This window comes from Acidithiobacillus sp. TH-A67, from assembly GCF_057473545.1.
Window position 1 is genome coordinate 15,004 of sequence record NZ_JBYCKU010000028.1, and the last position, 10,676, is coordinate 25,679.

Sequence of the window (10,676 nt, forward strand, 5' to 3'; positions counted from 1 at the left end):
CTGACCTACTCCGTATACCGGGAACAAGTCAAAGTACTCAGTCTTGTCACCACCTTGACTGGCTGAGCAGACTTGCATTTCCTCCCGCTGCTGCCGTGTTGATGCTGATGCTTTTTTCTTGACACAAACGAGCCAGGAAGTGTGGTCCTCCCGCTTTCGGTCCGGTACCGGAAAGTCCTGCGCCACCAAAGGGTTGTACGCCGACGACGGCACCCGTCATGCCACGATTGATGTAGATATTTCCGACGCGGGCGAGGCGGCTGATGCGCTCTGCGCGACTGTCAATTCGCGTCTGGATGCCCAAGGTCAGACCGTAGCCAAAGGCATTGATCTGTTCTACGACGTCCTCCCAGGAACCCGACCAACGGACCATCTGCAGGACCGGTCCAAAGATTTCTTCGGCCAGAATCTGCTCTGGCGTGACGGCATACAGACTGGGCGCAATAAAACGCAGTTCTCGTCCCAGACTGTCCCGCATGATGGCGGCGCTACCATTGTCGGTGATGTTTGCCGCGGAGGGCCAGGGACTACGCGCCAGTAACTTTCCCCCCTGTAATTCCAATCTTTGGATTTGCGCAAGGATTCGTTTTTGGGCAGTGACGTCGATGACGGGACCCACATCGCTGGCAAAATCCTCGGGTGCCCCAATCTGTAAGAGTGCCATTGCACCGCTCAACATTTCCGTCAGAGCATCGGCGGTATCATCTTGCACAAAAAGCAGACGCAGGGCAGAACAACGCTGTCCGGCACTGCGAAAGGCGCTCAGCAGCACATGATCCACTACCTGTTCCGGGAGGGCGGTGGAATCCACGATCATGGCGTTGAGCCCACCAGTTTCAGCAACCAAGGGCACAATCGGACCGTCGCTTGCGGCCAGATTTCTCTGAATCTGCTTTGCCACACCGGTGGAGCCGGTGAAGAGGACACCAGCTACTCCCGCCGCGCGCACCAATTCGGCGCCAAGGCTGCGTCCCGGACCATGAAACAGATCGACCACGCCAACCGGGATGCCGGCGTGCTGCAGCACGGTGACGAAGGCCTCCGCAATCGCCGGCGTCTGCTCTGCCGGTTTGACCGCCACGCTGTTACCGCAAACGATGGCAGCGAGCAGTTGTCCGGCGAAGATGGCGAGAGGAAAGTTCCAGGGACTGATGCATACCATGCTGCCACGACCTTCCATGCGCAGAACATTGGACTCGCCAGTGGGTCCCGGCAGACGACGATCAGCCAATTGCTCCTGCGCCAACAGACCGTAATAGCGGCAATAGTCGATGGTCTCGCGTACCTCGGCGATGGCATCGACCCAGCTTTTGTGCCCTTCCCAGACCACCAGAGCGGTGAAGGAATCACGCTGTGCCTCCAGCAAATCCGCTGCGCGCAACAGGCAGGCGCAACGCTCCGCAAGGGGCAAGGAATTCCATCGTTGCTGCGCCTCTTGCAGTTTGCGCATACGCTCGGGAATGCTATCGCATGGATCTTCCTTGCGCGTTTTTTGCGGTGGCAGCTCGTGCCAGGCCTGCATCAGGGCCGAGCGCTGGCTTTTCTCTGACACGTCTGCCCCTATGGGATTGGGACGCTGCGCGCCGGCGATCTCACCATATATTTCCACCGGTAAGGGGAGGGGGGAGTCACTGTCCCCCATAAAGGGGTTGGCGAGAAGCGCTGAAAGAGGAACACGCTTTTGTGCCAATTGGTGCACGAAAGAACTGTTGGCACCGTTTTCCAAAAGCCGTCGGACCAGATAGGCAAGCAGATCGCGATGTATGCCCACTGGCGCATAGACCCGCACGGGAAGAGATTCTGATGCCAGCACTTCTGCATAGATGGCATCTCCCATCCCGTGTAATTTCTGCAGCTCAAAAGTGTCTTGTGGCAATCCTTCCGCCATGAGAAGAATCGCGGAAATTGTCGTCGCATTGTGCGTGGCAAACTGTGCGAAAATATGTCCTTCAGAAGCCGCCGCCAACATTTTCCGCGCGCAGGCGAGGTAGGATAAATCCGTATGACGTTTGCGGGTGTACACTGGATACCCTGGCAAGCCTAGTTCTTGCGCCCGCTTGATTTCGCTATCCCAGTAGGCCCCCTTTACCAAGCGCAGCATCAGTGGACGCTGAAATTGTTGTGCTAGGGAAAGCGCTGTATCGACGGTTTCCAAAGCACGTGTCTGATAGGCCTGGATCGCAATGCCTAGTCCCGCCCACCCCGCGCAGTCGGCATCATCCGCAATTGCTGCAAGGAGTGCTTCCAGGATCTGCAGGGTCAGCTCCAGGCGCTCGCATTCCTCCGCATCAATAGTCAGACCTACCCTCGCCTCTGCTGCCATTTTCGCCAGGTGCACTAACTTAGGGAGCAAGCGGGGGAGGAGGATCTCAGATTGCACCGCTTCGAGGCGTGGCTCGAGGGCGGAGAGCTTGATAGAGAGACCATCTCGCTCTATAGGCCCTCCTTTCTGTTCTTGCAGCCGCAACTGGGTAAGAACTTTTTGGTAGGCTTGGTAGTATCGTTCGGCGTCCTCCTGACAGCGCGCACTCTCCCCCAGCATGTCAAAGGAAAAGCGCCAGTTGTCAGACAAGCGACGCTGACTTGCAGCTCGTTTCTGCGCCTGCTCTATGCTCTCTCCCAAGATGAACTGATGGCCGATGAAGCGAACCGCCTGGGTAGCCGCATGCAGGACGCTGCGGGCGCGCAGGGTCTGCTTTGGCGAAGAGCTCTGTGTTGGGTCTGGAAGCCATTGGGCTGCCATGCGTAGCATCGGTGTAATGAGGGAGCCAGTGTTGTCCTGGCGCCAGTCTGGCTCGGAGAATCCGCGCCGCAGCTGGTCTGCGGCGAGAACACTTGCGGTAGCGCGGTCCGGGACGCGCAGCAAGGCCTCGGACAGTCGCATGAGAGCAAGTCCGCTCGCGCTATCCAGTGGATATTCTGCCAACAGGGCTTCCATGCCCAGGAAATTGTGGCGTTGTGACTCGCGTGCGCCCTGGATCCAAGGTGCAGAGCGCTCTACGACGGCATCCCAGGAGAGATCTTCGAGATAGCGCTGCACGGCCGTAACGCAGTCTTGTTCTGGACGCACTGCCAAGGGCAAGGAGATCTTTCGCGCGACGCTCTGGCAATTGAGATCTTCATTTGGCGCAATTCTATTGTTCGAGCGGTCAAGCATTGGCGTTCCTTATCAGTCACTACAGCGGCATACATTTCATTAAGCAAAAGTTGTACCTGGATGTCCGAAGGGAAAATGAGGATTCGCTAGAAGAGTCAGTACCATCACACAATTGATATCTCATGTTATGCAGATGATCGCAAAATCCAAATTCACCACGTACAATATAGTAGCTATCCTGATTTCTTGTTGCAAAATAAGAAAAACTTCGTAATATGATTATCATGATTTGACACACATTTATTTTTATGGCAAGGTAAGATAACATTATCATCAGAAAAAGGAGAATCATTTTGAAAGATCAACCACTACGAGATGATAAGAAGGGTTTACGGCGGGAAGGAAAATTGCAGGGCCTAATCCTTGCCTGCGTTGGTGCTTCAATTGGTTCCGGCTGGCTATTTGGTCCGCTATATACGGCCCAGATGGCTGGCCCTTATGCGATAGGTTCGTGGGTGATCGGCATGATTGCCATTCTTTTGCTTGCTGTGGTTTTCGCCGAACTTGCACCGCTGATTCCCAAAGCCGGTGCGGTGGTTCATCTGGCGAACATTGGCAATGGTCCTATCGTCGGTAACATGTGGACGTGGATTTTGTTTTTGTCATACGCGACGATTGCTCCTATCGAAGTGACGGCGTTGCTTACCTACGGAAATAATTATTTTCCCCATTTTTTGCAGCCCAATAGTAGCTTGCTGAGTAGTCATGGATATTTCTACGCGCTTTTCGCTTTGGCGTTTTTCGTGGCACTGAACTTTCTTTCGGTACGCTGGATTTTTCGGATCAATAACGGTGCCACCTGGTGGAAAATAGCAATTCCAGCGCTCACTGGAATTGCGTTTATTGTTCTCGGCTGGCATTCGGGAAATTTTCACAGCGCTGCGGGAAATGCTTCCAGTAATATTCAAGGAATGTTTGTTGCCGTGGCAACCGGCGGCGTCATTTTCTCTCTGTTGGGCTTTCGCCACGCCATCGATCTGGCGGGTGAAAGTAAAAATCCCAAACGTGATCTGCCTTTAGCGACCATTCTTTCGGTGCTGATCGCAGGCAGTATCTATATCCTTGTCCAGGTCGCCTTCATCGCTGCGGTGCGACCAGAAGATCTGGCCAATGGTGGCTGGGAACATTTGCACTTTCCCGGCATCAATGGGCCATTTGCGGCGCTCGCCGCCAGTATTGGAATTTCCTGGCTCGCTGTCCTTCTGTACGTGGATGCCTTTGTATCGCCAGCCGGGACAGCATTGATATACACTGCTACTTCCGCCCGTGTCACCCTGGCAACGGCAGAAAGTGGGGCGTTCCCTAAGATTCTGGGTAAGATCAACGGGCATGGCGTGCCCTGGACCAGTCTGATTTTGCTCTACATTGTGGGAGCCATTTTCTTCCTGCCTTTTCCGTCCTGGCAGAAAATGGTTGGGTATATCGCTTCCATGACCGTATTGTCGTATGTCATCGGCCCCATTGCGTTGATGCAGCTACGCAAGGCGATGCCAAACCTGGAGCGTCCCTTCACCCTTCCTGGAGCAAAGGTGATCGCGCCGATTTCTTTTGTTGTTGGAACCTGGATCGTCTACTGGTCCGGATTGCATACCCTCAATTTTATTTTTGGAACACTATTTGTACTGCTTACGCTCTATGCTATTTGGGGTGTTTTCCGCAAAGAACCCCTGCGCGAAATGGGTTGGCAATACATGTGGTGGATTATTCCTTATTTCCTTGGTATATGGGGAGTGTCTTGGATTAGCCCCAAATCGTTGGGAGGGATTGGGATGCTCGGGTTCTACGAGGGAATGGCCATCATCGCTGCATTCAGCCTTGCGATTTTTTACTGGGCAGTGCATAGTGCTGTCTCTGATCACGAGATTCGGGTCTACATGCGAAGTTTGGGTAGGCGTGGGGTTGGTGCACCGTGAGTGAAAACCAGCGGGAGCGTCCTTCCGCAGGAAGAAAATGGGTGGTCAAAATCGGCAGCAGCCTACTCATGAATGGCATGGGAAGGCTTGCAGAAGATCGGGTTTCCGACTGGCTATCGCAGATGCAGGCGCTGATCCAGGATGGGCATCAGATCGTACTGGTGTCTTCTGGAGCGGTTGGAGTTGGAGCTCGGCGTATGGGCTGGGAAAGCCGACCGACGCGGCTCGCCGATCGGCAAGCCGCTGCCAGCGTCGGCCAGTCTATTCTCATGCATGGCTACGAGAAAATCTTGCACCAGATTCAGCGGGAAAACCACCCTGCCTTGCACTGTGGCCAAGTCCTGCTCACGCATGAGGAGCTGCGCAATCGCTCGCGTTACCTGAATGCCCGCGAAACCTTGCGCACCTTGATCGATCACGGCGTATTACCCATCGTCAATGAAAACGACGCCATCTCGCATCGTGCCATACAGCTGGGCGACAACGATACTCTGGGGGCGTTGGTAGCTAATTTATGGGATGCAGACCTGCTTGTTTTGCTGACGGATCAGTCCGGTCTGTTTGATGCGGATCCGCGCACGCATCCAGAAGCAAAGTTAATCCATCATGCCAAGGCAGGTGAGGCGCGCCTGGAACGTTTGGCTGGTTCCGGTGGATCCTCGGTAGGTACGGGTGGGATGTTGGCAAAGGTGAAGGCAGCGGCACGGGCGGCGCGTTCAGGAACCTCCACAATCATCGCTGGCGGTCTCGAGGCACGGGTGTTGCTCCGTATTGCAGCAGGAGAGTCAGTTGGTACCCTGCTCGAAGCCAGAAAACCTGTTCTGACAGCGCGTAAGCGCTGGCTCTCTGACCACTTACGTGTGCATGGTAAGTTATATCTTGACGCTGGGGCATCCGAGGCTGTTCGAGCGGAGGGTGCGAGTCTCCTGGTTTTCGGTATCAAAGGACAGGAAGGTGAATTTCGGCGGGGAGATCTCGTCAGTTGTCTCGATCCAAGTGGACGCGAGATTGCTCGCGGTCTGATCAATCTGGATTTTCATCTGCTCCAACACTGTCGTCTGCAATTGGCCGAAGAGGGCGATGTTTCTGATGATTTTCGCGTTGCAATTCACCGCGATAATCTGGTACGCAGTCAGACCTGAGCCGAGCCATTGCACTCGGCGGCGGGAGCACGCTCCGGGAAATAAAGATCCTGCTGCTGGTGCGCGAGGCGTATGCCGCGGCGATATAACGCCTCAACCGCTCGGGCACGCAGTTCTGTCTGAATGGTAAAGCTGTTGTTGCAGTCACCGATGTACACGCGTAGATAAAACACTAGAGAGTTTTCGGTTACATCCAGCAGTAACGCCGTGGGTGGAATACCGCGCGGATCATCCTGTAAAACATCAGGATGATTTTGACCAACTTCTTCCAGAATTTCGCGCACTTCGTCAATGTCCGAGTCATGCCGTACCCGTAATGGAATCATGAGTCGCAGTACGTTATTGCTGTACGTCCAATTGGTGACCTGACCGGATATGAGCTCGGAATTCGGCACAAAAACTTCCGTGCGGTCGAAGGTCAGGATCAGCGTCGAGCGTATGCTGAGCCGCTGTACATAACCTTCCGTCGTTCCCACCCTGACCCAGTCACCAACGCGAATGGGACGTTCCAGCAGTAGAATGATTCCAGAAACGAAGTTGTTGACGATATTCTGCAAACCAAAACCAATTCCGACGGACAGCGCACCGGCAATGATGGCGAGATTGTGCAAGGCCACTCCCGCCGTCGATAGCGATAGAAGAATGGCAATGATAAAGCCGACATAGCGAAAAATAGCGAGGATGGAATGACGGGAACCAATGTCAAAATGGCGAAAAATGCCGCGTGCACTGGCTAGACGACTCTGTATCCATTGATTGACATTAAATAGAAAAATCAACAAGAAGATTGCGATCAACCAGCGAAACGGCTGAATATGAAAGTTCCCGACGGTGAAACCTTGAATGAAATATTGCCAAAAGTAGTGGAAGCTACTATGTGTTAGGCCCCAGGCAAGCAAACTGATGGCTAATACCAGCACCCAGAGGGAGGCGTGGATGAGAATTCGCAGCCAGGACAACCACGAACTGCCTTGCGTGGAGAATCCCAGGTGTTGCCGAAGGAGACGCGGCAGGGCACCGTTGTCTTCATCCCCTTCCCCCCAGATGTCGTCTATGAACCAGGCCACGACTCGGGCAACGATGACGGCTACCAAAGTGGTGACGAAACCATCGGTGAGATAATTGGCAAGCTGAGAGAAGCCAATGAAATTGAGCAGGATGAGAACCGTGGCCAGGCCAAAAAGAAGGGCTTGCAGCCATCGCCAGTTCTTGAGAAAGGTGAAGCGTCGGGCGCGCCAAAGTACCCAGATAATGCTGGAGAGAATTGCTGTATGGATTATCGTCAACAGGGCCGTGTATTCGGCGATGATGCTGCTTCCCTGCGGATCAAGGGACTGGTACATCAGCACAAAGACGCCAAAGGTGATGATGAAGCGCAACGGACGCCACAATACCCGCAATAACACGGCTTCTCGCTGCGCACGAGTGGGTATGTCGGCCAGGTGGCGCAGCATGGAGCGGGCGAGCCAGGTGCTGAGGATATACGCGGACAAAGTCGTTAGCACCAGCTCGCTGATCGGCAGTAAAACACCGAGCAGAACACTTGCCAGTAGCCAGGCGACGATAGCGAGCAGCGGATATAACTCACGAATTGCAGATCTGGAGTTACGGCGCAGAATCATCGCTAGTAGGTAAACAGCGATGCCGATTCCCCAGGCACCCTGAAAATCAGGGTCGTTGAATATCGCGATAGCATTCCAACGAATCCAAAAATCTCTTTCTTGTTCCCATGTTTTTTTGGGGGTGCTGGCAATCTGCGAAATTTGCTGGATAAAATCGGGGCCGCACTGTAACAGTTCCTGGGTATGGATACGGGCTTCCCTAGCGTGCAGTTCGCCGAGGACGGTGTTCCCACCGACATATAGTACCTTGCAGGCAGCGAGTTGCCCGTTGACCTGTTTCTGCTGGGATTCGAGCTTCTGTCGTAATTGACCGAGCTCAGCCGGCTCGCCTGCGACTGGAGGACCCAGAATATGCAGAGATTTTTCGATGGTGTTGAGTGATGCCTGCTGCCTCTGGGTACAGGCGTTGGCGGAGGCAACCATGGCCTGCGTCTGCCTTTGCCATTGACGCAGTTGCTGGAGGCTGACCGAGCCGTTCAACGAATCATGAATGTGGTGCAGTACACTAGCATCACCGGCGAAGGCGCTCGTTGGGCTAGCTGACGCCAGGGAGGAAAGCAGTCCGCATGCCAACAGCAAGCCGAGGCAGGCCCGCAACAGCGATTGCGACAGCTTCCCTGAGGTCATGCTAGACGGCTCAGGTAATTGCGCGCCGGGCTCCGCGCATGAGCAAGGGAAGGAGCAGGCGTTGTAGCATCGGTGGCAGGGCAACCGGCTTCATCAACATCTTGATTGCCATCTCAAAGGGATAGTGACGGCGAATCCAGACGCTCAGACGTTTGCGGAAGGCGCGAAAGTCGTTTGGGGTAAAAGCCTGCCCTGGATTGCGCAGTTCAAACGCGCAACGAATGGCCAAAAAGCTGTCCTCGAGGTCTGCCTCGGCGGCACGATGCCACAACCCGCGCAGAATACGCCAGCGAGAAATTCTTTCCCGCGTTTGGTACTCCCGGAAGAAGCGATAAAAGTACTTATAGTGTTGTACCTCGTCGGCGCGGATACGAGCCGCAAGCTCACGTAATACGGGTTCCGGGCTTGCCTGTTGAATCATCGTATAAAAACTGGCGGTGCCGGTCTCGACCACGCAACGCGCCGCCATCTCCAGTGCCGGGGTGGGTCCCAGATTTTCGGTCTGGCAGAGAGGGCCGTATTCCGCCACGAATCGTGCGTAAGCGGCCTCCCAATCGAAATCTGGCCAAACCGCCAAAACGTAGGCGCGCAGGGCGTGGCCGTGCTGGACCTCTTCTTGTTCCCACTGCTCCCGGAGCCACGACTGCGCCTCCGAATCGCTCCCATAATACTCCGCCAGATTGCGAGCGTAGAGGTCCGATAAGGTCTCGACGAAAGAAGCGCCAGCCAAAAGATAAAACCAGTCACTTTCGTCAGCGAGGGCGGCGCACTCTATGCGGTCAAAGGGAATATCTTGCAGAGACCAGCGAGGATGGCGGAGGTTGTTGGCCATTCGAGGGAGCTCTCCTGTTCTGTCAATCATTCATTGCGGGCGTACTGGACGTCTACGGACCGCAGGCCAGCGCGACGGAATGCTTCCCGTCGCTTCAGGCACTGCGGGCAAACGCCACAATGCTGCGCCCTCCCAAGCAGACAACTGTACGATAAATTCCACTCGACGCCCAAGTCCTGACCCAATGCCACGACTTCCGCCTTGGTCAATTCTGACAGCGGCAGCAACAGAGTACGTCCCAGCGCTGCCAGACTGTTCCGCAGCGGGGCCAATGTTTCCGCACGCGATCCGCTGTCCACAGCGGCGTCATCAGCAGTAATACCTATGCAGATGTGTGGAATTCCCAAAGCGCCCGCGGCGCTAGCCGCCACGCTGATGGCAATCAGGTTGCGATAGAGCACGGGCACATGGAAGCGGTGCGGTCGAAGTTCGCCAAGCGCCTCGCCCAATTCTCCCATAGGTATGCGCCGGGCAGCGATCCCCAGTTGTCCGCACTGCGCCAGCACCGATCGCCACTCCTGCGTCGCAGCGCGCTGCGCGTAATCCAGAAAAAACGGTTCCGGTGCATGGCCTGCGCGCTGCAGAAGGCGCAATAGTGTACTGCTCTCGACTCCGCCACTCATCAGCAGGAGTATGCGGCTGCCTCCCGCTAGAGCTGGCAGCAACTGTTGTACTTGGTCTATCATGCCGCAGTTTTCTCCTTGCCTATCGAGAACTCTTTGACCCTGATACTGGATGTCCATCCGCAAAACCCGCAAGCGCGTCTTCTCCGGCAGGCGGCAGAGCAGGCCCGCGCCGGTGGGCTTCTGGTGTATCCCACCGACACCTGCTATGCGCTGGGATGCTGCATGAGCGCCAAGGCGGCGCAGGAGCGCCTGCGGCAGATCCGTCAGCTCGACGTCCATCACGACCTGTCCTTGCTATTTTCCAGTATTTCGCAGCTAACGGAATACGCCAAGCTCGATGATCGCAGCTTTGCCATCCTGAAGCGGGTCTTACCTGGTCCGTTCACCTTTATTTTGCCCGCAACCCACGACGTCCCGCGGCGCCTAGCGGAGCCGCGACGGCGCAGCATCGGGGTACGTGTGCCGGATGCCCCGGTGGTACAGGGGCTCCTTGCCGAGCTGGGAGAACCGCTGATGAGCTCCACTCTGCAGCTTCCTGGTGATTCTCTGCCGTTACACGAAGTGTATGAAATCACGGATCGGATCGGTAATCGCGTGGATGTACTTCTCCGCGCCGAGGACGGCGGAACCCAGTGCTCTACGGTGATTGATCTGGGTGAGTGGCCGCCACGTCTTCTTCGCCGCGGCCTGGGTGACCCGGACTCTTTGGGAATCGAACTTGCCGATACCGGAAATCCGATCACAGAAGAGGTATAGT

The 10,676-nt window shown here is 55.4% G+C and carries 7 protein-coding genes; 3 read left to right on the forward strand and 4 right to left on the reverse strand.

The window, feature by feature from the left end:
- Positions 1-46: 46 nt before the first annotated feature.
- The gene (locus tag AC2VNM_RS03570; RefSeq protein WP_483165113.1) at positions 47-3,070 is read right to left on the reverse strand and encodes an L-glutamate gamma-semialdehyde dehydrogenase; all 3,024 of its coding nucleotides are present in this window, start codon (positions 3,068-3,070) and stop codon (positions 47-49) included.
- Positions 3,071-3,450: 380 nt separating this feature from the next.
- Between AC2VNM_RS03570 and AC2VNM_RS03575 the strand changes: the two genes are divergently transcribed.
- Together AC2VNM_RS03575 and proB are read left to right on the forward strand one after the other, a co-directional pair.
- Positions 3,451-5,070 carry an APC family permease gene (locus AC2VNM_RS03575; RefSeq protein WP_483164998.1) on the forward strand — a complete coding sequence of 540 codons (1,620 nt, stop codon included), beginning with the start codon at positions 3,451-3,453 and terminating at the stop codon, positions 5,068-5,070.
- Entirely contained in the window at positions 5,067-6,212 is a 1,146-nt protein-coding gene (gene proB, locus AC2VNM_RS03580) for a glutamate 5-kinase (protein WP_483189705.1), read from the forward strand. Before AC2VNM_RS03575 ends, proB begins: the two co-directional genes overlap by 4 nt.
- Here proB and AC2VNM_RS03585 read toward each other — a convergent pair.
- The 3 genes from AC2VNM_RS03585 to AC2VNM_RS03595 are packed head-to-tail and all read right to left on the reverse strand — an operon-like array spanning position 6,203 to position 9,979.
- Positions 6,203-8,461: a mechanosensitive ion channel family protein gene (locus AC2VNM_RS03585; RefSeq protein WP_483164996.1), complete on the reverse strand. Its 2,259-nt coding sequence runs from the start codon at positions 8,459-8,461 to the stop codon at positions 6,203-6,205. The genes proB and AC2VNM_RS03585 overlap by 10 nt on opposite strands.
- Positions 8,462-8,471: 10 nt before the next feature.
- Positions 8,472-9,293: a ferritin-like domain-containing protein gene (locus AC2VNM_RS03590; protein ID WP_483164995.1), complete on the reverse strand. Its 822-nt coding sequence runs from the start codon at positions 9,291-9,293 to the stop codon at positions 8,472-8,474.
- Positions 9,294-9,319: 26 nt separating this feature from the next.
- Entirely contained in the window at positions 9,320-9,979 is a 660-nt protein-coding gene (locus tag AC2VNM_RS03595) for a 7-cyano-7-deazaguanine synthase (protein ID WP_483164994.1), read from the reverse strand.
- A gap of 33 nt (positions 9,980-10,012) precedes the next feature.
- On the opposite strand from AC2VNM_RS03595, the gene AC2VNM_RS03600 reads away from it, so the two are divergent.
- Positions 10,013-10,675 (forward strand): L-threonylcarbamoyladenylate synthase, encoded by a 663-nt coding sequence (locus AC2VNM_RS03600; protein WP_486912889.1) that lies wholly within the window; start codon positions 10,013-10,015, stop codon positions 10,673-10,675.
- The last annotated feature ends 1 nt before the right edge of the window (position 10,676 follow it).